The 23587-nt window shown below is 67.5% G+C and carries 20 protein-coding genes; 10 read left to right on the top strand and 10 right to left on the bottom strand.

The genetic code is table 11. The features are described from left to right. Window positions 1-81: 81 nt before the first annotated feature. The gene (gene secA / locus LI94_RS01465; RefSeq protein ID WP_024443621.1) at window positions 82-2856 is read left to right on the top strand and encodes a preprotein translocase subunit SecA; all 2775 of its coding nucleotides are present in this window, start codon (window positions 82-84) and stop codon (window positions 2854-2856) included. Between the two features lie 54 nt (window positions 2857-2910). On the opposite strand, the gene LI94_RS01460 is transcribed toward secA, so the two are convergent. Beyond that, entirely contained in the window at window positions 2911-3444 is a 534-nt protein-coding gene (locus LI94_RS01460) for an Rv3235 family protein (protein ID WP_046300068.1), read from the bottom strand. A gap of 203 nt (window positions 3445-3647) precedes the next feature. Between LI94_RS01460 and LI94_RS01455 the strand changes: the two genes are divergently transcribed. The 5 genes from LI94_RS01455 to LI94_RS01435 all read left to right on the top strand — a co-directional run bounded on the left by LI94_RS01455 (window position 3648) and on the right by LI94_RS01435 (window position 9041). Further along, window positions 3648-5042 (top strand): wax ester/triacylglycerol synthase family O-acyltransferase, encoded by a 1395-nt coding sequence (locus LI94_RS01455; RefSeq protein WP_024443623.1) that lies wholly within the window; start codon window positions 3648-3650, stop codon window positions 5040-5042. Further along, window positions 5039-5869, top strand: a complete 831-nt coding sequence (ppk2, locus tag LI94_RS01450; RefSeq protein WP_024443624.1) for a polyphosphate kinase 2 — start codon at window positions 5039-5041, stop codon at window positions 5867-5869. Before LI94_RS01455 ends, ppk2 begins: the two co-directional genes overlap by 4 nt. Before the next feature lie 108 nt (window positions 5870-5977). After that, on the top strand, window positions 5978-6487 hold the full coding sequence (locus LI94_RS01445; RefSeq protein ID WP_046300067.1) for a hypothetical protein: 510 nt from the start codon (window positions 5978-5980) through the stop codon (window positions 6485-6487). 66 nt (window positions 6488-6553) lie between these two features. After that, a complete protein-coding gene (locus tag LI94_RS01440) occupies window positions 6554-7699 on the top strand; it encodes a ferredoxin reductase (RefSeq protein WP_046300066.1) in 1146 nt (381 codons plus the stop codon). An 82-nt stretch (window positions 7700-7781) separates the two neighbouring features. Further along, on the top strand, window positions 7782-9041 hold the full coding sequence (locus tag LI94_RS01435) for a fatty acid desaturase (RefSeq protein ID WP_046300065.1): 1260 nt from the start codon (window positions 7782-7784) through the stop codon (window positions 9039-9041). A 178-nt stretch (window positions 9042-9219) separates the two neighbouring features. Here the strand turns inward: LI94_RS01435 and LI94_RS01430 are convergent, their stop codons facing one another. The 4 genes from LI94_RS01430 to aroA all read right to left on the bottom strand — a co-directional run bounded on the left by LI94_RS01430 (window position 9220) and on the right by aroA (window position 13284). Next, complete coding sequence (locus LI94_RS01430; protein WP_024443628.1) at window positions 9220-10455, bottom strand: PPE family protein; 1236 nt, start codon at window positions 10453-10455, stop codon at window positions 9220-9222. Window positions 10456-10470: 15 nt separating this feature from the next. Beyond that, window positions 10471-10770, bottom strand: coding sequence for a PE family protein (locus LI94_RS01425; RefSeq protein WP_024443629.1), 300 nt, complete (start codon window positions 10768-10770; stop codon window positions 10471-10473). 235 nt (window positions 10771-11005) lie between these two features. After that, entirely contained in the window at window positions 11006-11995 is a 990-nt protein-coding gene (gene rsgA, locus LI94_RS01420) for a ribosome small subunit-dependent GTPase A (RefSeq protein WP_024443630.1), read from the bottom strand. Then, entirely contained in the window at window positions 11992-13284 is a 1293-nt protein-coding gene (aroA, locus tag LI94_RS01415; protein WP_046300064.1) for a 3-phosphoshikimate 1-carboxyvinyltransferase, read from the bottom strand. The genes rsgA and aroA overlap by 4 nt, the downstream gene beginning before the upstream one ends. Before the next feature lie 128 nt (window positions 13285-13412). Between aroA and LI94_RS01410 the strand changes: the two genes are divergently transcribed. Together LI94_RS01410 and LI94_RS01405 are read left to right on the top strand one after the other, a co-directional pair. Next, window positions 13413-14996, top strand: a complete 1584-nt coding sequence (locus LI94_RS01410) for a serine/threonine-protein kinase (protein WP_046300063.1) — start codon at window positions 13413-13415, stop codon at window positions 14994-14996. 238 nt (window positions 14997-15234) lie between these two features. Next, window positions 15235-16653, top strand: a complete 1419-nt coding sequence (locus tag LI94_RS01405) for a PE-PPE domain-containing protein (protein WP_152664724.1) — start codon at window positions 15235-15237, stop codon at window positions 16651-16653. A 13-nt stretch (window positions 16654-16666) separates the two neighbouring features. On the opposite strand, the gene LI94_RS25020 is transcribed toward LI94_RS01405, so the two are convergent. The 4 genes from LI94_RS25020 to LI94_RS01385 all read right to left on the bottom strand — a co-directional run bounded on the left by LI94_RS25020 (window position 16667) and on the right by LI94_RS01385 (window position 20673). Further along, window positions 16667-17896: a PPE family protein gene (locus LI94_RS25020; protein ID WP_046300077.1), complete on the bottom strand. Its 1230-nt coding sequence runs from the start codon at window positions 17894-17896 to the stop codon at window positions 16667-16669. Between the two features lie 15 nt (window positions 17897-17911). After that, the gene (locus LI94_RS01395; protein WP_046300062.1) at window positions 17912-19102 is read right to left on the bottom strand and encodes a PPE family protein; all 1191 of its coding nucleotides are present in this window, start codon (window positions 19100-19102) and stop codon (window positions 17912-17914) included. 9 nt (window positions 19103-19111) lie between these two features. After that, window positions 19112-19411: a PE family protein gene (locus LI94_RS01390; RefSeq protein WP_024443636.1), complete on the bottom strand. Its 300-nt coding sequence runs from the start codon at window positions 19409-19411 to the stop codon at window positions 19112-19114. Window positions 19412-19626: 215 nt separating this feature from the next. Further along, the gene (locus LI94_RS01385) at window positions 19627-20673 is read right to left on the bottom strand and encodes an LLM class flavin-dependent oxidoreductase (protein WP_046300061.1); all 1047 of its coding nucleotides are present in this window, start codon (window positions 20671-20673) and stop codon (window positions 19627-19629) included. A 92-nt stretch (window positions 20674-20765) separates the two neighbouring features. Between LI94_RS01385 and LI94_RS01380 the strand changes: the two genes are divergently transcribed. Both LI94_RS01380 and LI94_RS01375 read left to right on the top strand, forming a co-directional pair. Beyond that, complete coding sequence (locus LI94_RS01380) at window positions 20766-21491, top strand: class I SAM-dependent methyltransferase (protein WP_024443638.1); 726 nt, start codon at window positions 20766-20768, stop codon at window positions 21489-21491. 16 nt (window positions 21492-21507) lie between these two features. Further along, the gene (locus LI94_RS01375; RefSeq protein WP_046300060.1) at window positions 21508-22314 is read left to right on the top strand and encodes an SOS response-associated peptidase; all 807 of its coding nucleotides are present in this window, start codon (window positions 21508-21510) and stop codon (window positions 22312-22314) included. Here the strand turns inward: LI94_RS01375 and LI94_RS01370 are convergent. Beyond that, window positions 22311-23585 (bottom strand): PPE domain-containing protein, encoded by a 1275-nt coding sequence (locus tag LI94_RS01370; RefSeq protein ID WP_046300059.1) that lies wholly within the window; start codon window positions 23583-23585, stop codon window positions 22311-22313. The two genes, LI94_RS01375 and LI94_RS01370, sit on opposite strands and share 4 nt — an antisense overlap. Window positions 23586-23587 lie beyond the last annotated feature (2 nt).

Here is a 23587-nt window from a genome sequence, read left to right as displayed (position 1 = left end):
GGCGCATTGCCGCCTTCGGTAACGGTGTCACCTACCATGGGTGACGCTCGTAATGCCGAAGACTGAGTAGGGGACATAGCCGTGCTGTCCAAGTTGCTGCGTTTTGGTGAAGGCCGCATGGTCAAACGGCTCCGGAAGGTCGCGGACTACATCGACACCCTCTCCGGGGACGTCGAAGCGCTCACCGACGCGGAGCTGCGGGCCAAGACCGACGAATTCCGTCAGCGGCACGCCGACGGCGAATCCCTCGACGACCTGCTGCCGGAGGCATTCGCGGTGGCCCGTGAGGCGGCGTGGCGGGTGCTGACCCAGCGCCCGTTTCACGTGCAGCTGATGGGTGGCGCGGCACTGCACTACGGCAACGTCGCCGAGATGAAGACCGGTGAGGGCAAGACCCTGACCTGTGTGCTTCCGGCGTACCTCAACGCGATCTCCGGCAAGGGCGTGCACGTCGTCACGGTCAATGACTACCTGGCCAAGCGCGACAGCGAGTGGATGGGCCGAGTGCACCGCTTCCTCGGCCTGGAGGTCGGGGTGATCTTGTCGCAGATGACCCCGGACGAGCGGCGCGTTGCCTACAACGCTGATGTCACCTACGGCACCAACAACGAGTTCGGCTTCGACTACCTGCGCGACAATATGGCGCACTCGCTCGAACAGCTGGTGCAGCGGCCGCACAACTTCGCCATCGTCGACGAGGTCGACTCCATCCTGATCGACGAGGCCCGCACCCCGTTGATCATCTCCGGTCCCGCTGACGGCAGCTCCAACTGGTACTCCGAGTTCGCCCGGATCGTGCCGCTGATGGAGAAGGACGTCCACTATGAGGTGGACCTGCGCAAGCGCACCATCGGTGTGCACGAGGTCGGGGTGGAGTTCGTCGAGGACCAGCTCGGCATCGAGAACCTCTACGAGGCCGCCAACTCGCCGCTGGTCAGCTACCTCAACAACGCTCTGAAGGCCAAGGAGCTGTTCAACCGCGACAAGGACTACATCGTCCGCAACGGCGAGGTCTTCATCGTTGATGAGTTCACCGGCCGCGTGCTGGTGGGTCGGCGTTACAACGAGGGCATGCACCAGGCCATCGAGGCCAAGGAACGGGTGGAGATCAAGGCCGAGAACCAGACCCTGGCCACCATCACCCTGCAGAACTACTTCCGGCTCTACGACAAGCTCGCCGGCATGACCGGCACCGCCGAGACCGAAGCTGCCGAGCTGCACGAGATCTACAAGCTGGGCGTGGTTCCGATCCCGACCAACAAGCCGATGGCGCGCATCGACCAGATCGACCTCATCTACAAGACCGAGGAGGCCAAGTTCCTCGCGGTCGTCGACGACGTCGCCGAGCGCTACGAAAAGGGCCAGCCGGTGCTGATCGGCACCACCAGCGTGGAGCGCTCGGAGTATCTGTCCAAGCAGCTGACCAAGCGCCGTGTCCCGCACAACGTGCTCAACGCCAAGCAGCATGAGCGTGAGGCGCACATCATCGCCGAGGCGGGCCGGCGCGGCGCCATCACGGTGGCCACCAACATGGCCGGGCGCGGCACCGACATCGTGCTCGGCGGCAACGTCGACTTCCTCGCCGACCAGCGGCTGCGCAGTCAGGGCCTGGACCCGGTCGAGACCCCGGATGAGTACGAAGCCGCCTGGGACGAGGCGCTCAACGCGATCAAGGAGGAGGCAGCCGCCGAGGCCGAGGAAGTGATCGAGGCCGGCGGCCTGTACGTGCTGGGCACCGAGCGTCACGAGTCGCGGCGTATCGACAACCAGCTGCGCGGCCGGTCCGGCCGACAGGGTGACCCGGGTGAGTCGCGGTTCTACCTGTCGCTGGGCGACGAGCTGATGCGACGGTTCAACGGCGCGGCACTGGAGTCGCTGCTGACCCGGCTGAACCTGCCCGACGACGTGCCGATCGAGGCCAAGATGGTCACCCGGGCGATCAAGAGCGCCCAGACCCAGGTCGAGCAGCAGAACTTCGAGATCCGTAAGAACGTGCTGAAGTACGACGAGGTGATGAACCAGCAGCGCAAGGTGATCTACGCCGAACGCCGCCGCATCCTCGACGGCGAGAACCTCGCTGAGCAGGCCCACGACATGCTCGTCGACGTGATCACCGCCTACGTCGACGGTGCCACCGCCGAGGGCTACGCCGAGGACTGGGACCTGGAGCAGCTGTGGACGGCGCTCAAGACGCTGTACCCGGTGGGGATCGACTATCACGAACTGCTGCACGCCGACGACATCGGCGAGGCGGACGATCTGACCCGCGAAGAGTTGCTCGCGGCGCTGCTCGCCGACGCCGAGAACTCCTATGCGGTGCGGGAGGCCCAGGTCGACGAGACCGCCGGCGCCGGCGCCATGCGGGAGCTGGAACGCGGTGTGCTGCTTAGCGTTTTGGACCGCAAGTGGCGCGAGCACCTTTACGAGATGGACTACCTCAAGGAGGGCATCGGACTGCGGGCGATGGCGCAGCGCGACCCACTGGTCGAGTACCAGCGGGAAGGCTTCGACATGTTCCGCGGCATGCTCGACGGGCTCAAGGAGGAGTCGGTCGGCTTCCTGTTCAACGTCGCCGTCGAGGCCGTCCCGAAGCAGGCAGTCGCGCCGGTGGATGCCCCCGAGGGGTTGGCGGAGTTCGGGTTGCGCGCCAAGGGAATCGACGGCGCCAACGGCGCTGACGGAGCCGACGGTGCGGACGGGCTGACCTATACGGGTCCCGACGAGGACGGCTCCGCGCAGGTGCGGCGCGCCGGCGACCTGCAACCCGCAGGCGCGACGTCTCGCCGGGAACGGCGCGAAGCGGCCCGCCGCGAAAGCCGCGGCTCTCGGCTGCCGAAGGTGCCACGCAAGAGCTGAGGCGCTGAGCCACAGCCGATGGCGCCGACCCGTCCCCCGCGGTGCGGATCGGCGCTAGCCGATGTGCAGGGCGACGATCCGCCAAACTGTGCCGTTTCCGGTCCGCGGAATGGGCTCGACGCGGCAGGCCAGTGCATGCGTGCGTCGTCCGCGCCGGTAGGTACCGAAAACCTCTACCGCGCTGGCCGGTTCGCCTGAACCTGCCGGTTGCACACGCACTCGCTGCAGGGTTGCCGGCTCGAGCCGGCCCGCCGGTGGCGCCGGGCGGGCCGACGCCACCGAGTCGGCCAGTCCGGTGGCGAGCAGCGGATGCAGATGCGTCGACGGCCGGCGTCCGTCCACCACTTCCAGGACCCGGCGCAGCGCGGCGTCGGCGAACACCGCGGCCGAGCGCAACGTCGCCGGTAACGCCTTGTGCGCGGGTCGACCGGGTCGCGTCCTCGGGGGATGCCCCGGGCGCGGCCGGACCGACGGCGCCGGCGCGGGCGGATGTGCGGACCGGTTCGGCATGGTCGGACGGGCAGGCGGTTCGTAGTCGAGCAACGGCGCGACGGCCGAGCGCGGGGACGCAGTGGGATCGGTGGGCACGGCAGCTCTCCAAGGTAGGTCCGGTCGGCGGGCCTGCTGGAGAGTGGCAGGGTGTGTGCGGCGATCATCGCACAATTGCGGCTGCGGCGTATCCGCGTGCGGCGCGGCCCGGCGGCGGGCTACCGTGAGCGGCAGTGTTTTTCTCCGATCCGGGGCTGGTGCAGTACCCGGCCGGATCGAGCCAGCAGGGAGGACGGGCAACGATGGTGAACCGGCTATCGGCGTCGGAAGCCAATTTCTACCGCCTGGAGAACACCACGACGCCGATGTATGTGCAGTCGCTGTTCATTCTGCGTAATCCGCGAGGTGGCCTGGGCTACGACAAGCTGATGGAGACCATCGAGCAGCGGCTGCCGCAGATCCCGCGGTACCGGCAGAAGATCCGCGAAGTCACTATGAGCCTGGCCCGTCCGGTCTGGGTGGACGACCACGAGTTCGACATCACCTACCACGTAAGGCATCTCGCGGTGCCGTCTCCGGGAAGCGAGCGCCAGCTGCACGAGCTGGTCGCTCGGCTGAGTCAACAACCGCTGGATCGCTCCCGACCACTGTGGGCGACTTACCTGATCGAGGGGTTGGCCGACAACCGGATCGCGATTTACATCAAGTCGCACCAAGCGCTGGTCCACGGTATGGCGGCGCCGGCGTTGGGGCATGTCCTGGTCGACCGGACTCAGCGTCCGCCGCCTTTCGATGAAGACATCTGGGTGCCGCGCGACGAGCCCGGCGCCGTCGAATTGGTGCTCGGTGCGGTCGGGGACTGGGTGGCGGCTCCGCGGGCCCAACTACAGGCGGTGGGATCGACGGTCGGCAGCCCGTTGTCGTGGGCAGGCCGCAAGGCGTTCGATACCGTCCGGGCCATCGCGCGCGGCGCGGCCCCGCAAAGCCCGCTCAACACCCAGGTCTCGCAGAACCGTCTGTTCACGGTGGCGAGGGGTTCGCTCGAGGATTACCGGACGGTGCGGGCCCGCTATGACTGCGCCATCAACGATGTGGTGCTCGCGGTGATCACCGGGGCGCTGCGGAACTGGCTGTTGGCCCGCGGCGAACCGGTCGGATCGACGCGCACTGTACGGGCGTTGGCACCGTTGTCGGTGTATCCCGACCACGAGTTCGACTCCGCGGGTCAGCCGATCGGTGCCGTGACACCGTTCCTGGTGGATCTTCCGGTCGGCGAACCGAATCCGGTCGTCCGGCTTTCGCAGATCGCTTATGCCACCGAATCGCATCCCACCGCGACCGGGCTGGTTGATGCCCGCACCATCTTGACCGTGGCGGGGTTCGCCCCACCAACTCTGCACGCGATGGGTCTCCGGGTCGCGGCCGCGTTCGCCGGATTCTCCGGGCGGGTGTTCAACCTGCTGATCACCAACGCGCCGGGTGCTCAGCGGCAGCTCTACGTCTGCGGCGCGAAGCTGCTCGAGACTTACAGTGTGCCGCCGCTGTTGCCGAACAAGGCGTTGACCATCGGAGTGACGTCTTACAACGGGACCCTGTATTTCGGCGTCAATGCCGACCGCAAGGCGATGAGTGACGTAGGAATGGTCTCAGCACTGCTGGACGAAGCGCTGGCCGAACTGCTGGAGGCAGCACAGTGAGCGAGGACGAGTTCGAAGCCGCTACGCGACGGCTCGCCAACGACGTGTACGAGAAGGAATTACTGCGTCTGCAAAGCGAATTCGTCAAACTCCAGGAATGGGTCCGCGATACCGGCACCCGCGTGGTGGTTCTCTTCGAGGGCCGTGACGCCGCAGGCAAGGGCGGTGTCATCAAGCGCATCACGGAGTATCTGAGTCCGCGCACCGTGCGGATCGCGGCGCTACCGGCCCCCACCGAGCGGGAGCGGGGGGAGTGGTACTTCCAGCGCTACGTCGCGCACCTGCCGGCGCGTGGTGAGATCACGCTCTTCGACCGATCCTGGTACAACCGGGCCGGGGTGGAGAAGGTGATGGGATTCTGTACGCCCGAAGAGCATGCGCAGTTCCTCAAGCAGGCCCCGGTCTTCGAGCAACTGTTGATCGATGACGGAATCCTGTTGCGCAAGTATTGGTTCTCCGTCTCGCAGACCGAGCAGCTGCGCCGGTTCCGCAAGCGGCGCAACGACCCGCTGCGGCAGTGGAAGCTGTCGCCGATGGATCTTGAGGCACTGCGCCGCTGGGAGGACTACTCCCGGGCCCGCGACGAGATGATGGCCCACACCGACACGGCGGCCAGCCCCTGGTACCTGGTCGAGTCGGAGCTGAAGACCCACGCGCGGCTGAACATGATGGCGCACCTGCTGCAGACCATTCCCTATCGCGAGGTGGAGCGCCAGCGGGTCAGCCTGCCGAAGAAGCCCATCGTCACCGGTTCTTACGAGCGGCCCGACCGCAGTCTCTACCGCTACGTGGACGATTACGCCGCCACGCTGCTGGGCGACGCGTGACCCGTCCACCGCGAGCGGGTGGGCGCACACCGCAGGTAGGGGAGTGCCCCCAGCGCCGGCTTCGCCGCGCTCGCGATCGCGGCGGTGCCTGAGGCTAAGGTCTGGCTCATGCGGGTATACATCCCAGCGACGCTGGCCATGCTGGCCCAACTGGTCGCCGACGGCTCATTGCGTCCGGTCAGCGGGACGGCGTTCGCGGTGACCCCGGCACTGCGGGAGTCCTACGCCCACGGCGACGACGACGAGCTGGCCGAGGTGGCGATCGGAGAGGCGGCTCTGGCCTCGCTGCGGCTACTGGCCGGTGCGGACGCCGATCCGGACGGTGCGAAGTTACCCACCCGCCGGGCGGTGCTGGTTGCCGAGGTCGAGGGTGCCGCCGTTCGCCCCGATCTGGACGCCGCCGTGGTCCGGTTGGCGGGGCCGGTCGCGATGAGTGACGTGCTTGCGGCTTATGTGGACACCGCCGCGGCTGAACCTGCCGTACTCGCGGCATTGGCGGTGGTCGACGACGCCGACCTCGGCGACGAGGACGCCGAGCTGACCGTCGGTGACGCCCAGGACCACGACCTGGCCTGGTACGCCACCCAGGAACTGCCGTTCCTGCTCGACCTGCTCTGATGCCGACCGGACGAGGTTACGGTACCGTAGGTTCATCAAACCGCGGCATACGAGCAGGGAAGTTTCGTGAGCAAGAAGCATTCGACGATCGTCGCGCAGATCGGCGACACCAAGCGGCCGACCGCCGCCGGTGCCGACCGTCACCCGGTCTGGAATGCTGTGCGCCGCATCGCAACACAGATCACCACTCCGCTGCTGCCGGACGACTACCTGCGCTTGGCCAACCCGTTGTGGTCGGCCCGTGAACTGCGCGGGCGGGTGGTGGAGGTCCGACGGGAGACAGCGGATTCGGCGACACTGACCATCAAGCCCGGCTGGGGTTTTCAGTTCGACTATCGGGCCGGCCAGTACATCGGCATCGGCCTGCTGGTCGACGGACGCTGGCGCTGGCGTTCGTACTCGCTGACCTCCCCGCCGGTGACCGGAGCGCGGACCATATCCATCACGGTCAAGGCGATGCCGGAGGGGTTTCTGTCCAGCCACCTGGTGGACGGTGTGTCCCCGGGAACCGTGGTGCGGCTGGCTGCGCCGCAGGGGGAGTTCGTGTTGCCCGACCCCGCACCGGCCGCGGTGCTATTCGTCACCGCCGGGTCCGGGATCACGCCGGTCATGGCGATGTTGCGGTCGCTGGCCCGCCGCGGACCCATCGCCGATGTCGTCCACCTGCATTCGGCGCCCACCGCGGCCGACGCGCTGTTCGCCGATGAGCTGGCCGCTTTGGCGCAGGATCACCCGGGTTACCGGCTGCTGTTGCGCACTACCCGAGACCAGGGGCGGCTGGAGCTGCGCGGACCGGAAACCCTCGACGCTGAGGTGCCCGACTGGCGCGAACGTCAGACCTGGGCCTGCGGGCCGACAGCGATGCTCGGCGACGCCGAACGTGTCTGGGCTGCGTCCGGGGTCGCCGACCGACTGCATGTCGAGCGGTTCGCGGTGGCGCGCAACGCGCCGGCCGGGGGCGGCGGCACCGTCACCTTCGCGGCCAGTGGCAAGAGTGTGACGGCGGACGCGGCGACGACGCTGCTCGAGGCCGGGGAGAGCGCCGGGGTATCGATGCCGTTCGGATGCCGGATGGGCATCTGCCAGTCGTGTGTGGTCTCGCTGGTGGGCGGACACGTTCGCGATCTGCGCACTGGTGCAGATCATGAGCCGGGCACCCGGGTGCAGACCTGCGTCAGCACAGCGGCCGGCGATTGCGAACTAGACGTCTGACGATTACCCGCTGGTAACCTACGGCAGCGTAGGTTACGATAGCGTAGGTATAGACGATGATGCGTTTCTGAAAGGCGGTCTGATGGCGGTAACCGACGTCGAGGTGTTCGCGCACCTCAGCGACGCCGACGTGGCGAACCTCGCCGCAGAACTGGACGCCATCCGCCGCGACGTCGAGGCCAGCCGCGGTGCGCGCGACGCCCGGTACATCCGCCGCACCATCGCCGCCCAGCGCGCGCTCGAGGTGAGCGGCCGGCTGCTGCTGGCCGCCGGTAACCGGCGCTGGGCGCGCTGGGCCGGAACCGCCACCCTGGGCGTGGCCAAGATCGTCGAGAACATGGAGATCGGCCACAACGTCATGCATGGGCAGTGGGACTGGATGAACGATCCGGAGATCCACTCCACCGGCTGGGAGTGGGATATGGCCGGTGTCTCCAAGCACTGGCGCTTCACCCACAATTTCGCCCACCACAAGTACACCAATATCCTCGGCATGGACGACGATGTGGGTTACGGCGTAATTCGGGTTACTCGCGACACTCGCTGGCAGCGCTTCAACCTGCTCAACCTGTTCTACAACGCCATGTTGGCGATCGGGTTCGAGTGGGGAGTCGCGTTGCAGCACTTGGAGATCGGCAAGATCTTCAAAGGCCGCGACAGCCGCCAGGCGACCCTGGTCCGGCTGCGCGAGTTCGGCGACAAAGCCGGCCGGCAGGTGTTCAAGGACTACGTGGCGTTTCCGGCCCTGACCTCGCTGTCGCCCGGCGCAACGTTTCTCTCGACGGTGAAGGCCAATGCGATCGCCAATGTGATCCGCAACCTGTGGGCCAATGCGATCATCTTCTGCGGCCACTTCCCTGACGGCGCAGAGAAATTCACCAAGACCGACATGGTCGGCGAGTCACAGGGGCAGTGGTATCTGCGGCAGCTACTGGGCAGCGCCAACATCGACGCCGGGCAGCCGATGCGGTTTATGAGCGGCAGCCTGTCGCATCAGATCGAGCACCACCTGTTCCCCGATCTGCCGAGCAACCGCTACCCCGAGATCGCGGTGCGGGTGCGTGCGGTGTGTGAGAAGTACGACCTGCCCTATACCTCCGGGCCGTTTCTGGTGCAGTACGCCAAGACTTGGCGCACCATCGCCAAACTGTCGTTGCCGGACCGCTTCCTGCGCGACACCGCCGATGACGCACCGGAGACCCGCAGCGAGAGGATGTTCGCCGAGCTGGGTTCGGAATTCACTCCCGTCGACCCGGTGACCGGTCGTCGTCGCGGGCTCAAGACTGCCATCTCGGCGGTGCGGGGCTGGCGTCGTGACAAGAAGGTCGATCTGGCTGCCTGAGCCGCTGTCGCGTTGCTGCATCGTCGCGTTGCTGCGTCGGGGTAGGCGGCGCCTCACCCAAAGCAGCTAGCGGGACCGTCGCCTGCTCATCCCGGGTTTGGCTCGATCCGGCTTCGCGTATGCCGCGCCCGAGCAAATCAGGGCGCGGCATACGCGAACGGAGCGGGATCTTGCCCGGTCAGCCGCCAGACGGCGGCCGCCCGACCATCATCGGCCGGAACCCGTAGCGGGGGGTGCCAAAGGCGCCGAACCCGCCGCGGCCGCCGGCGCCACCGGCACCCGCCATCGGCACCCCGCCTAGGGCACTGTGGCCGGCCTCGCCGGCCGCGACCCCGGCGGAGCCGGCGTAGCTGGCCAGTTGGACCGGGGCAGAGTGGACGGCGGCCGCGGGGAGCGCGGCGGCCCAGGTCGGCGGCACCGACAGCGGGCCCACCAGCGAGGCATGCCCGATGGTTCCGGCGACTCCGGCACCGACGCTCTTGGCGGCACCTTCAGCTGCCTTGGCGGCGCCTTCGGCGACCTTTTCGACAGCTTTGGTCGCGGGGACCAGCGAATGCGACAGGCCGTCCATGTCCTTGAACGCGGTGGTGAAAAGTCGCATGGGCGACACCATCCGGATGAACATGTCGAATGGGCTGGACGCACTCAGCGTGGGCGATCCGGTCAGGCCTCGCATCAGATCGCCGAGCATGCCGTTGAACGTGATGGTCGATCCGTCCCACGTGATTGGATTGAGCAGATCTTCGATCAAGTTGGATGCGGCTGGGCCGGCGAGGCTACCGAGCTGACCGGGCAACGTCGAGATCATGGACGCCAGCGTCTCGGCGTCGGTCGCGGTTGCAGTCCCGACGGCAAGGGCAACGGCGGCCTCCTGGGCTGCCACCCCAGCCGGGTTGACGGTGGGGGCCGGCGCCGTGAACGGCGTCAACTGCGATGCGGCTGCCGATTGTCCGGCATAGCCATACATGGTGGTGGCGTCCTGCACCCACATCTCGCCGTAGGCGGCTTCGGTAGCCGCGATCGCCGGCGTGTTCTGCCCCAGGACATTCGTCGCCATCAATGACATCAGTGTCTCGCGGTTGGCCTCGACCACCGCCGGCGGAACCGTCGAGGCAAAAGCCGCATCGTGAGCGGCGGCCGCAGCACCCGTTTGGGCTGCCACCTGCTCAGCCTGCGCGGCGGCCCGGTTGAGCCACTCCAGGTGCGGTTCGAACGCCTTCGCCATCGCGGCCGCAGCCGGCCCGTGCCAGTCCGCGCTCAGGTCGGCCAGCACAGTCGTGTAACTGGCGGCCGTGGTGTAGATCTCGGCGCCGAGGGTCTCCCAAGCGCGGGCAGCGGCCCACAGTGGCGCCGAGCCGGCGCCGGAGTACATCAGTGCGGAGTTGATCTCAGGCGGCAGTGTGCCGAAGTCCATAGCGTCGACCTAGCTCTAGGAGACCGCAGCCGCGTTTGCGGCCTCGGTGGCGTCGTAAGAACGAGCGCTGATGTTCAACACCATTTCCAGCATCTGCCGCATGGCCGTGGCTTGGGCGCTGACCTGCTGGTAGAGCTCGGCATGCGCGGCGAAAGTGGTGGCTGTCAGAAGCGACACCGGGTCGGCGCCCGCGGGGGTGATCTGGGTGGTGGGGGCAGCCGCCGCTGCGTTTCCGGCTTGCATGTCCGCGGTGATGGCCTGCAGCTCTCGGGCGCTCGCGGCCAGTACCTCCGGCTGTGTAACAACGGTCGACACGTCTATCTCCTTTTCGCCTGCAATCACGTACAGGGACTTGGCAGGAACCTTCCAGGACATTGCCAGGTTAGGGAGCGAGGCGCGGGCCACAAAAGCGCCTACACCCTTTGTTCACCAGTACGGAACCAATGTTCATCGGCTGGCCGAAGGCGTTTGATTCGATGACGCCTGCCGTTCACTTTGGGCCCGCGGTTCACCATGTGAGGGCGGTCAATGGGTGCGTTCCCCGCGACCGTCAGCCCTCGCGCAGCACCGTCAGCAGTCGGCGCGCCGCTTCGACACGGCGCTGCGCTACGCCGGTCAGATCGTCCAGCGCGCATTCGGGATCGGCCGGTGGTCCCAGGTGGCCACAGCCGCGAGGACAGTCGTCGATGGTCTCAGCGAGGTCGGAGAATGCCAGCAGCACGTCGTCGGGTGCGATGTGGGCCAGGCCGAACGAGCGGATCCCCGGGGTATCGATCACCCAACCCGAGCCGGACAGCCGCAGCGCCACCGATTGGGTGGAGGTGTGCCGCCCCCGGCCGATATCAGTGACCCGTCCGACAGCCCGATCAGCTTCGGGGACAAGGCGATTCACCAAGGTTGATTTGCCGACGCCGGAGTGTCCCAAGAGCACCGTCACCTGGGATTGCAGCAGGGGGGCGACCGCGTCGAGCGGGTCGTCGCGGCCCGCGGTGACCACCGTGAGGTCCAGGTCGGCGAACTGGCCGGCGAAGGGCGCCGGATCCGCCAGGTCAGTTTTGGTCAGGCACAGAATCGGCGTCAGTCCTCCGGCATAGGCGGCGATCAGCGCCCGATCGACCAGTCCCGTCCGTGGCGGGGGATCGGCCAGCGCGACCACGATCAGCAGCTGGTCGGCGTTGGCGACCACCACCCGCTCGGTGGGGTCGGTGTCATCGGCGGTGCGCCGCAACACGGTTCGTCGTGGTCTGCGCCGCACGATGCGGGCCAGGGTGTCGGGCCGGCCGGACAGGTCGCCGACCACGTCGACGCGGTCGCCGACCACGATCGGGGTGCGACCCAATTCGCGGGCGCGCATCGCGGTGACCTGAAGATCGGCCGGGCCGTCGGGGCCGTCTAGGACACAACCCCAGCGTCCGCGATCGACGCTGACCACCATGGCCGACTGGGCGTCGGCGTGCCCGGGACGGATTTTGGTGCGAGGCCGCGAGCCGCGGCCGGAGCGGACTTTGACGTCGGATTCGTCGTAGTCCTCCGGTTTCAAGCGCCGGCCCCCGCGTCGGCGAGCATGTCCGCCCACATCCGGGGGAATGCGGGCAGGGTTTTGGCGGTGGTCTCGATGTCCTCGACCTCGACACCGGGGACCCGAAGCCCGATGATCGCACCGGCGGTGGCCATCCGATGGTCGGCGTAGGAATGCCAGATTCCGCCGTGTAACGGGGTCGCGGTGATCAGCAGGCCGTCGGGCGTCTCGACACTGTCGCCGCCCAGCCGGTTGATTTCGGTCGTCAGCGCGGCCAGCCGGTCGGTCTCGTGCCCGCGCAGGTGCGCGATGCCGCTCAGTCGTGACACCGAGCCCGGGGCGGCCAGAGCGGCCAGTGCCGCCACCGTCGGGGTGAGCTCGCCGACGGCGCGCAGATCCACGTCGAAGCCGCCGTAGCTGCTCGGGCCCTCCACCTGCAGGTGCGCATCGGCGTGGCTCACCCGGGCTCCGGTCGCACCGAAGATCTCGATGATGGCGCCGCTGGGCTGCACGCCGACGGCCGGCCAGTCGGCGATACGGACGCGGCCACCGGTGACCACCGCGGCCGCCAGAAACGGGGTGGCGTTGGACAGGTCGGGTTCGATCTCCCAGTTGCGGGGCGTCGCCGTCGCCGGGGTGACCCGCCAGCGGTTCGGGACGGCGTCGTCAACGTCGATACCTGCCTGGCGCAGCATCGCGACCGTCATCGCGATATGCGGGGCGGACGGCAGGGTGGCCCCGGTGTGCACCACGGTCAGCCCGTCGTCGAACGCGGCGGACGCCAGCAGCAGGCCGGAGACGAACTGCGATGACGCGGAGGCGTCGATCCCCACGGTGCCGCCCGCGACGGAGCCAGTGCCGTGAATCCCGAACGGTAGGCCGTCGCCCTCGACCGCGATACCCAGGCTGCGCATCGCATCCAGCAGCGGCGCGATCGGCCGGGCCCGGGCCTGTTCGTCCCCGTCGAACGTGACGGTGACGGTGCCCAGCGCGGCCAGCGGCGGCACGAACCGCAGCACGGTGCCGGCGAGGCCACAGTTCAGTCGGAGATTCGGTTCAGGGTCGATCTTGCCGCTGACTGTCACATGGTGAGCTACCGCCTCAACCCGCAGGCCCAGGCCGCGCAGAGCATCGAGCATCAGGTCGGTGTCGCGGCTGCGCAGGGCGCCGGAGAGGGTGGAGACACCGCCACCGCTTGCTGCGGCCAGGGCGGCCAGTACCAGCGCACGATTGGTCTGCGACTTCGAGCCGGGCACGGTCACCGTCGCGTCGATAGGGGCGGTGGGCGTCGGTGCCGGCCAAGTCGTCACGGTTTCATCCTGCCAGCGTCCGCCTCCAGAGCTGGTACCGGCGGTTCAGCGAGCCTCGATCGGGTTCTTTGCCGGCTCGCTGCCTGGTATCACCCAACTGTTTACCCAGCATCATTAGTGTCTGCGGCATGGCTCTGGCGGCGGGCTCGATTTTTGCTGAGTACACCATCTTGAAACTGTTGGGTGCCGGCGGGATGGGCAAGGTTTACCTTGCGCAGCACCCCCGGCTGCCCCGACGCGAAGCTGTGAAGATTCTGCGCCGGTCCTTGAGTGCCGACGATGAGTACGAGGAGCGGTTCCGGCGTGAGGCCGAAGCCGCCGCGGTGCTGGTGCACCCGAACATCGTGCGCGTGCATGATCGCGGCGAATACCGCGGCCGGTTGTGGCTCTCGATGGAATACATCGAGGGCGAGACGCTCAGCGAGCTCATCACCCGCAAGTTCCCGGCCGGGATGCCTGCCCAGATCGTCATCCCGATCGTCGCGAGCATCGCCGATGCCCTGGACTACGCCCACGGACAGGGTGTGGTGCACCGCGACGTCAAACCCAGCAACATCTTGGTGACCGAGGACGGCGACGAAGTTCTGACCGCCGTTCTGGCCGACTTCGGCGTCGCTCGGCAACTGAGCGGACCCACCGGACTGACCGCCAGCAATCTTGCCATCGGCACCGTCGCCTACGCCGCACCCGAACAACTGATGGGTGCCGAAGGTCTGGAATGTGCCGACCAGTACGCGTTGGCTGCTACCACCTTTCAGATGCTGACCGGGATGCCGCCGTATCAGCACGAGAACCCGGTGACGGTGATCAGTCATCACCTGAACACCCCGCCGCCGCTGCTCAGCGACCGGCGTCCCGAGCTGCAACAGTTCGACGATGTGCTGGCCGCTGCGCTGGCCAAAGACCCCGCCGAGCGATTCCGGGACTGCTCGGACTTCGTCGCAGCCCTGGCCGAACAGCTCGCCGACCCGGACTCCGATGACAAGTCCGACTCCGCCAGTACCGTCGTGCGGGGCGTTCCGCGCGCCCTGCCGGCACCGCCGCCGAGCCGGCTGTCGAAACTGGCCCGACCCGCTGTCCTGGTGCCCTTGGGTCTGGCAGTAGTGGGATCGGTTGCGGCGATCGTCCCGCGCCTGCTGGCTGAGGAGCCGACCGACACGGCGTCGGTCACCGCCAGCACAGCACCCGCGGAGGTCGTGGCGCCACCGCCCAAGGCGCCCGCTTTCGAGGGGACTTACCGCGTCGACGCCAACCGGGCTGGCGAGAAGTACAACGGCGTCCCGAACCCCCAGCCGCCCAACGTCAGCACCTGGTGGGCCGTCAAGTCGTCCTGTGACACCTCCGAGTGCACGGCATCGGCGATCATGCTGGACTCGAAAGATCACCGGAAAGCGGCGACGACGCCGTCGGGTGGCAACGAATTGGCCCTGGAATACACCGGTGACTCCTGGCGGTCGCAGCCACAGACATTGCAGGCGCCGTGTATAGCTGTAGACGGCCGCCAAGGCAGTCAGATCACCACCCAGGTGCTCACCCTGGAGCCGACCATTCCGGGTGTCCTGCACGGCGCGATGGTCGCCACCGTGGAAAGCAACGAGTGCGGCCAGCGCGGAGCCCAGATCTGGGTTCCGGTGGTAGCCAGCCGATTCGGTGATCTTCCGGCGGGCATCAACCCGTCGGTCGAAATGGTCAAACCGGCCAAGCCGGCCTGATCATCTCGGGACCGCCCTGCTCGACTTTGCATCACTGGAAAATTTAGAGCGCACTATTGTGCGTTTGCTATCTATGTTACTTTTCGAGTAATTCAAGGCTGCTCGACAGCTTTCGCATGGGCGCAGAGTCCGCCTCGTCGCACGGCAAAGGAGCGCAGGCCATGCAGCGGACCCTTCCCGCGCCGGTTTATCGTCTACCACTGCGCACGCCTGGTCGGGCTGCCCGAAGGAGAACCCAGTGAGTCACGTACGCGGCCCCTTGTGCGCTGTTGCCACCGCCGTGGTGGGTGCGGGTTTGATCGCACCCACGGCGGCGGCCGCGCCGTCAGCCGCCCTGCAGATTCCGGGATTGCGCCTGTCCGCCAATGAAATCGCGACTCAGCCACTGGGCGGCGGCACGGCGTTCATCATCGGCGGCAGTGGGTTGGCCACGCCCGGGCCGTCGTACGTGGCCGCCGCTACGTCGATGTATCTGGAGCCGCTCGGCTTCACCGGCACCACGCAGGTGCTCACCATGCCCCAACAGCTCTACCCGTTCTTGGGCCCGTTCGGCGGAACGCTGGATGAATCGGTAGCGCAGGGCCAGCAGACCCTCTACGAGGCGATCATGGCTCAGTACCAGAACGGAGACCTCAGCGCGGAAAACCCCGCCGTCGTTTTCGGCTGGTCGCAGGGCGCCATCATCGAGTCGATGGCGCAGTACCAGCTTGCGGAAGCAGGCGTGCCCAGTGACTACGTGCGTTTCGTGATGATCGGCGACGTCAGTGCGCCGAACGGTGGCATGCTCTCCCGCTTCAATCTGCCCGAACTCGGGCCGGTGAGCCTGCCGAGTCTGGGGCTGACGTTCAGCGGGGCAGGACCGTCTGATCTGTACCCCACCGAGGTCTACAACCGGGAATACGACGGCTTTGCCGACTTCCCGCAATACCCGCTCAACTTCTTGTCGGTTCTCAATGCGATCCTGGGAATTGCGTTCCAGCACACCACCTATCTGGGCCTGACGTCCGATCAGATCGATGACGCGATCCTGCTTCCCAATGCATCGCCGGATTCGTTGACCAACTACTACATGATTCCGGCCGAGGGACTGCCGTTGCTGTATCCGCTGCTGTTCTTCGGCAGTGGGGGGCAGGCGCTTTACGATCTGTTCGAGCCGGTCACGCGCATCCTGGTGAACCTGGGCTACGGCAATATCGAGCACGGCTGGAGTCAAGGACCCGCCGATGTGGCGACGCCATTGGGATTCCTGCCGGATCCGGCGACGCTGGCGGCGCTTGCGCAGGAGCTGCCGCAGGCGCTGAGCAACGCCTGGCAGCAAGGCGTCGCCGACTTCTTCGACGAGATCGTGAACCCGACCACCGCGCCGCCAGCCTTCATGGCGGAGATGGAGGGCTTCATCAACGCGATCTCGGACACCCAGACGGCGGACTTCTTCTCGTACTTCCCCACGCTGGACGACATTTTCGGCACCTTCCCACCCCATACCGGCATTCCGCTGCTGGATGTGGGCACCGCGCTGTTGTTCAACCTGCCCCAGGTCAGCTTCGACATCTTCGCCACGGAGTTGGCCGACGGTGATCTCCTCGACGCCATCGGCCTCCCGCTGGCCGTCGGCATGGGAATCCTGCCTCTCGCGTTGCTGGGCGCGTTGATCTGAACGCGCCCAGCGCCTATCCGGCGCTGGGCGGCCGGTTCATCACCCGGTGGCGGTAGCCGTATCGGGGAACGAACCGGAAGCCGGTGGGCCCACCGCCGCCGCCGGCGGCCGCCGGCAACGCTGCCAGACCGCCCATACCTGCCATCGCGGCGCGGGGCATCTCAGCGGGCCCGGCGGCCATTCGGCTGGAGACCAGCGTTGCCGCAGCCTGATTGGCCGTGCTAGGGGCAATGGGCCAACTCTGCGGCACCGACAGGGCGCCGACCTGTATGCCCTTGCCCACTGCGGCGGACGGCATCGCGGGGCTGAAACCCGATTTGATTGCGGTGGATCCGGCACTCTTGGCAGCGCTCTCGGCTGCCTTCGCCGCGTCGGCGAGAACGTCCCGCACACCTGCTGGCCCGGAGCCGGCGTGCTGCCAGCCTTTAAAAGCTTCACCGATCGGATGCGCGTACCGCACCGGGTGCAGCGGGTCCCTCCACATGTCGTCTAGCGGCTTCATCGTGTTGACGACCTTCTGCAGGAACGCGGTCAACGGCGGCACGGTGCCTCCAGGCGGCGTGGCCCCGGTGCCTGGAGGCACCGGGGAGCCCGGCGTGGTGGGTGTCCCGCTGGCAGTGCCGGCCTGGGCGATTGACTGGTTCAGCGCCTGCGTGGCCGCCGAGTTCCCAGCAGCGTTGCTGGTTGCGGCCGCCTGTTCGGCGGGCCCGGCCGGGTTGGTGGTCTGCGGCGGTGAGGTGAATTCGGACATCTGTGTTGCCGCTGCGGAGCCGGCCGCATAGGTGTACATCGCGGTCGCATCCTGAGCCCACATCTCCGCATAGTGCGCTTCGGTCACTGCGATTGCCGGGGTGTTCTGACCGAAGAAATTGGTGGCAACCAGCGTCATCAGCTGGATTCGGTTGGCCAGTACGACGGGAGGAGGAACCGTCATTGCGAACGCTGCTTCGAAAGCGGCCGCGGCGGCCCTGGCTTGGGAGGCCGCGAGCTCGGCCTGCCCGGCGGTGGCCCTGAACCACGTGGTGAAGGGCAGCACTGCAGCCGCCATGGCGGCTGCAGACGGCCCACGCCACGGACCACTGGTCAGATCTGCGATGGTCATATCCACCGCGGCAGCGGTAACGCTCACCTCTTGGGCCAGGACATCCCAGGCCCCCGCGGCTGCCAACAGTGGACCGGAGCCGGCTCCCGCGTACATCCGTGCGGAATTGACCTCCGGTGGCAGCGCCCCGTAGTCGATCACCAAGTCTCCTGGGCGCTATCCGCCGAACGGACGGCGCGGCATGACGGTTAGCTGGCTCCCGTAGCGGGGCCCGCCGAAGCCCTTGAAGCCGGCGCCTGCGGCGCCCGCAGCTCCTGCCGGCATCCCCGCCATCCCCATCGGGGGAGCCATCGGGGAGCCGCCGAGGATTCCGCCGGCGGCGGCGCCGCCGATCGGCTGCCACGTTCCTCCCGATACCGGGCCCAGGGCGGTCAATGGCGCCGATGGAACAGTCCAGCTTGGCGGCACCGAGAGCCCACCGAGCGAGCCGGCGGCACCCGCCGCGGCGCGAGCAGCGCCCGAAGCGGCACCCGAAGCGGCGCTCGCAGCGCCCGCGGCGCCCGAAGCGGCGCCCTTGGCGGCGTCGGCGGCACCTGAGGCGGCCTTGGCTGCATCTTTCGCCCCATCGGCGAACATCTTCTGAAGACCGGTGAGACCGCTCATTCCGCGCCAGACCGCACAGAGGTTGTTCGAGTACATGCTGATCTGGCCCGTGGCCATGTCCACGGCTTGGCCGCCCAGTTGGTAGTTCGGGTCGTCGAGGATGTCCCCGGCGGGACTGCCCGTGCTCTCGGCCGACATCGGGCGGAACAGGTTCTGCAAGGCCGACGACGCCGGCGCCGCTTGGTTGGCATTGGTGGCAGGGCCGGCCTCCGAGCCCGGGTTGGTCGGATTCGGCGGCGAGGTGAACTCGCTCAGTTCGGTGGCGGCGCTGGACTGGGCTTGATAGCCGTACATCGCCATGGTGTCTTGTGCCCACATCTCGCCGTGCTCGGCTTCGGTGGCCGCGATCGACGGGGTGTTCTGCCCGAGGATGTTGGTGGCCACCAACTGCTGTAGCAACTGGCGGTTGGCTGTGACGGCTACCGGCGGAACCGTCTGGGCGTGGGCCGCCTCGTAGGCGGCTGCCGCGGAACGGCCCTGAGCGGCGGTCTGCTCGGCCTGCGCGGCGGTGAGTTCCATCCAGTTCACGTAGGGCGCGGCCGCTGTAGCCATCGCCGCTGATGCCGGTCCCAGCCATTCTTCGGAGGTCAACAGATTGATGACCGACCGGTACTCGGCCGCAATGGTTTTCAGTTCAGCGGCAAGCGCGCTCCAGGCCGAGGAGGCCACCACCATCGGCTCCGAACCGGGGCCGGAGTAGATCATGGTGGAGGTCACCTCTGGCGGCAACGACAAGTAGTTCATCGCCGTCGCCTAACCGGCCGCGGCTGCGTTGGCAGCCTCAGTAGCGGCGTATGCGTTGGCTCCGTTGGTCAGGGCGTTGACGAACATTTCGTGGACGGCCACAGCCTGTGCGCTCACGGCCTGGTAGGTCTGGCCGTGAGCGGCGAACTGGGCAGCGGTCAGCGCGGAAACCTCGTCAGCGGCTGCCGGGACCACACCGGTGGTGGGTGTTGCCGCAGCGGCGCTGTGAGCGGCCAGCGACGAACCGATGGTTCGCAGGTTGGCGACGGCGGCCAGCAACGCTTCGGGCTGCGTTGTGACGAACGACATGAAGGCTCCTCGTAGAAGACTTTCCAGTTCCGCGATTGCTACGCAGATCGCGTACGCCCTTGGCGCAGAGCCGACGTTATGCGATCTGACACCCGACACGCAGCCTGGAAGCGGACTTTTCGGAGACTGTCAGCAGTTGTTCATTGACAGTTGGAAAAGGCACCCGAAACATTCACCGAGCAGCCCTCTGGCGTTGGTTTGTCTTCATCTCTTGTTCACTTTGCCGACGCGGCGTCGGCCAATAGCCGCAACGTGACTTCACGCCCCGGCGCGCTGGCGGCAGCGGTGCCTCGCCGGCTTGAGGCGACCGGGTTGAGCATCAACTCGTCCACGCCGAATCGGTCGGCCAATTTCCGCAGCTGTCCGAGCGCTTCGGCCGGCGTGCCGACCACCGCGCGTGAGAGTTCGCCCTGCGCGACGCGCTGTTGCTGCGGCGTCAGAGTCGACTGCTCGGCGTCTTCGACCAGTTCCAGGCGGGCGGGTGGATGTCCGGTCGCCGTGTGAGCCTGCAATCGCAGGTACGGAAGGATCAAAGCCATTGCCTCGTCGTGTGTTTCGGCAACCACGGTGTTGACCGTCAGAAAGGCGGTCGGCTGGTCGGCAAACTCGCTCGGGACGAACTGCGATCGGTAGTGCGCCAGTGCCTCGTCGGTGTGTTCGCCGAACAGGTGATGCCCGAATACGTAGGGCAGTCCCTTAGCCGCGGCGACTTGAGCCGACTGCATCGAGGATCCCAGCACGTACACGCGTGGCCTCGACACCGCGCACGGCGTCGACCGCAGGACGTAGTCGCGGTCCGGCAGTTGCACCGATACGCCCGCGTTGCCCAGCAGGGCGACCACATCGGAGAGGTTGTCGGGGAAATCATTGAGGCCCTGGTTGTCGTGGTCGCCGCGCCCGCCCCGCAACACCGTCGATGCCACCAGGTCGGCGCCGGAAGCGCGTCCGATGCCCAGGTCGATACGGCCGGGATGGGCGGCCTCCAGCAGCGCGAACTGCTCGGCCACGGCCAGGGGAGCGTGATTGGGCAGCATCACCCCGCCCGAGCCCACCCGGATACGTGAGGTGGCGGCGGCGATCATCGCGGTCAGCACCGCCGGGCTGGTGGCGGCTACCGCGGGAATATTGTGGTGCTCGGCGACCCAATAGCGGGTGTAGCCGAGTTCGTCGGCGATCTTCGCCAGTCGCATCGTTGCCGCCAGCGCATTCGAGGTGGACTGGTCGGTGCGGACCGGTGTGAGATCGAGGACGGAGAGGCGCACAGCGGCGATCTTGCCATCATCTGGGCGACTGTCGCCGTTCGTACACCGTGCGTTCTGATTTCGTTAACCGGACTCGCGCACAGTTGTGGGCGATGAACAGCGATACCGAGCTCGGCGGCGCACCACCGGCAAGTCCTCCCGAGCCGTGGGAGATTGGTCGTCCGCAGCCGGTGGTGCAGCAACTGGTGGCGTGCGGAGCGCTGCGCGGGGAAGTCCTCGACCCCGGAACCGGCTCGGGTCATCACGCGATTCACTATGCAGCCCATGGGTATTCGACCACGGGGCTCGACCATTCTCCGGCTGCTATCGCGGTCGCGCAGCGTAACGCGGCCCAAGCCGGTGTGACGGTGAACTTCCAGGTGGCCGACGCGGTCGACCTCGACGGGTTCGACGACCGGTTCGACACCGTGGTCGACAGCGCGTTCTACCACCTGTTCCAGGACGACGAAGAAGCTCAGTTGCGCTACGCGCGCAACCTGCACCGAGCGACCAGGCCTCAAGCCCGGTTGTTCATGTTCGAAGCCGGCCGCCACAACGTCAACGGCTGGCAGTTGGACGGGCTTTCGCCCGAGCGCTTCGGCCCGCTGCTCGAATCCGCCGGGTGGCGTATCGAGCACGTCGGCACCACGACCTATCAAGGGACTTTCGAACCCACTGCCTTCACCGACATGATCGCGGTGATGGAGGCGATGGGTCGCGAGGACCTGGTGGCAGGTGTCCGCGCGCTGGCCGAGCGGTTCGCCTATCTGCAACCGCTGCTGGTGGACAACCTGGTGCATATGCCGTTCTGGGCGGTCACCGCCACCCGGATCGATTAGCTGTCACCATGGAGCTATGTGCGGGCGTTTCGCGGTAACCATCGATCCGGCGTTGCTGGCTACGCGTATCGATGCGATCAACGAGATGCCGGTCGGCGTCGACGCCGGTCCGAACTACAACGTGGCCCCCACCGACGGCATCGCGACCCTGGTCAGCCGGCACACCCAGGCGCCGCATGAACCCGGTGGTTCAGCGAGGTTCGACGTAGGAGAGGCGAAGCTGGGACCGCCGCATGAACCCGGTGACCAACCGACTCGGCGGCTCCGGCAGATGCGCTGGGGACTGGTGCCGCCGTGGACCAAGGCCGGCCCGAACGGGGCGCCGGCCCCGGGCGGCCCATTGTTGATCAATGCCCGTGCCGACAAGCTCACCACCTCACCGGCGTTCTCCGCGTCCGCGCAGCGGCGGCGCTGCCTGGTGCCGATGGACGGCTATTACGAATGGCGCGCAGAGCCCCAAGGTCGCAAGAAACCGTTCTATATCCACGGTGACGGCGCGATGCTGTACGCGGCCGGTCTGTGGTCGGTCTGGCGCCCCGATCGGCTGTCCGACGCGTTGCTCAGCGTCGTAATCATCACCACCGCGGCCGTCGGGGAACTGGCCGGCATTCACGACCGGATGCCGTTACTGCTGGCCGAAAACCATTGGGAAGCTTGGCTGGATCCTGACGCTGCGATCGACACCGCGTTGCTGGCCCGCCCGCCGGACGTGGCCGGGATCGCGGTGCGTGAGGTCTCGACCTTGGTCAACAGCGTGCGCAACAACTCGCCCGAGCTGATCGCACCGGTCGAGCCGCAACCCGAGCAGGCCTACCTGCTTTAACGCCCGACCAGACTCCGTTTCTCCAGCGCGTACTCCTCGGCCGTGAGAATCCCGGCGTTGCGCAGTTCGGCCAGCTCGCGCAGCTCGATGTCGGCGCCCATCAACAGAGCGAACGCCGAGGACGCGGGCAACTCCGGCAGCTGGTTGGGCCGCGATACCGGCGGCGGGGTGACGGTACCGGCGGTCGGGATGCGGTGCCCCTGGGTGGCGCCGGCCCCGGCTCGCCCGGCCACCCCGGCTGCGGCCATCCCTGCCGCTGGGATCACCATCTCACCGGCGGCCACGGCCGGGACAGCGGAGGTGGCGGCGGCCGTACCGGCGGACGCCAGCGACATACCTATCTGCGGCGCCACCGCCGCCGGTGCGGCCGCCGCCCAGGCCAGCGGCACCGACAGCCCGCTGATCGAGGTCGCCGAGGCCAGATTGGCCGAGACCGGCAGCGCACCGGCCATCGCAGCACGCAGCAATTCCTGGCCCACCTCGGCGGCGCCCATCGCATCGATCAAGAACGTCCCAAGCGCGTCGACGCCGAACGTGCCCATCGAGTCGACAACCAGCTCGACACCGGCGATGCCGACCTCGATTGCGGGCTCGCTGATCAAGATTGCGTCTGCACCAATGGCCTCAGCCAGGGCGGACGAGGACTCCAGCGCATGGGTCAAAGTGGTGATGACGCCCTCGCCGTGGCCCTCCGAGCTGGTAGCGGCCGCCTGCATGACGGCCGCTGACTGAGCCGATGTAGCGGCGGAGTTGGTGGTGCGCGGCGGCTGCCTGAACGGGCTCAGCCGGCCGGCGGCGGCGGCACCGGCGGCATAGCCGTACATGGCGGTGGCATCCTGGGCCCACATCTCGTAGTAGTGGGCCTCGGTGGTCGCGATAGCGGGTGTGTTCTGGCCCAGGAAGTTGGTCGCGACCAAAGTCATCAGCAGGCTGCGGTTGGCCGCGACGACCGGCGGCGGCACCGTCATGGCGAAAGCTGACTCGTAGGCGGCGGTGGCGGCGCGGGCCGCGATGGCGGTCTCCTCGGCCTGGATCGCGGCGGTGTGCAGCCATTGGGCGTACGGTGCTGCGGCGGCGGCCATGGCCCGCGCGCTGGGGCCGGCCCAACCGGAGCCCAGTTCGGTGAGCACCGAGGTGTAGGCGAGTCCGGCGCTGTGTAGCTCAGCGCCCAGCGCATCCCAGGATGACGCCGCGGCGAGCATGGGGCCGGCGCCCGCGCCGGAATACATCCGGAGGGAGTTGACCTCCGGTGGCAGCAATGCGAAATCCATGG

The organism is Mycobacterium sp. UM_Kg27 (assembly GCF_000972905.1).
In the GTDB taxonomy this organism is placed as follows: domain Bacteria; phylum Actinomycetota; class Actinomycetes; order Mycobacteriales; family Mycobacteriaceae; genus Mycobacterium.
The sequence above is the reverse complement of the archived record's forward strand: the minus strand, read 5'-3'. Positions and strand labels throughout refer to the sequence as shown.

Excerpts from the sequence above, each read along its gene's own strand:
- LI94_RS01455 (WP_024443623.1), top strand. The coding sequence starts at position 3,648 with ATGGTGAACCGGCTATCGGCGTCGGAAGCCAATTTCTACCGCCTGGAG.
- LI94_RS01445 (WP_046300067.1), top strand. The coding sequence starts at position 5,978 with ATGCGGGTATACATCCCAGCGACGCTGGCCATGCTGGCCCAACTGGTC.
- LI94_RS01435 (WP_046300065.1), top strand. The coding sequence starts at position 7,782 with ATGGCGGTAACCGACGTCGAGGTGTTCGCGCACCTCAGCGACGCCGAC.
- LI94_RS01430 (WP_024443628.1), bottom strand. The coding sequence starts at position 10,455 with ATGGACTTCGGCACACTGCCGCCTGAGATCAACTCCGCACTGATGTAC.
- LI94_RS01410 (WP_046300063.1), top strand. The coding sequence starts at position 13,413 with ATGGCTCTGGCGGCGGGCTCGATTTTTGCTGAGTACACCATCTTGAAA.
- LI94_RS01395 (WP_046300062.1), bottom strand. The coding sequence starts at position 19,102 with ATGAACTACTTGTCGTTGCCGCCAGAGGTGACCTCCACCATGATCTAC.
- LI94_RS01390 (WP_024443636.1), bottom strand. The coding sequence starts at position 19,411 with ATGTCGTTCGTCACAACGCAGCCCGAAGCGTTGCTGGCCGCCGTCGCC.
- LI94_RS01380 (WP_024443638.1), top strand. The coding sequence starts at position 20,766 with ATGAACAGCGATACCGAGCTCGGCGGCGCACCACCGGCAAGTCCTCCC.
- LI94_RS01375 (WP_046300060.1), top strand. The coding sequence starts at position 21,508 with ATGTGCGGGCGTTTCGCGGTAACCATCGATCCGGCGTTGCTGGCTACG.
- LI94_RS01370 (WP_046300059.1), bottom strand. The coding sequence starts at position 23,585 with ATGGATTTCGCATTGCTGCCACCGGAGGTCAACTCCCTCCGGATGTAT.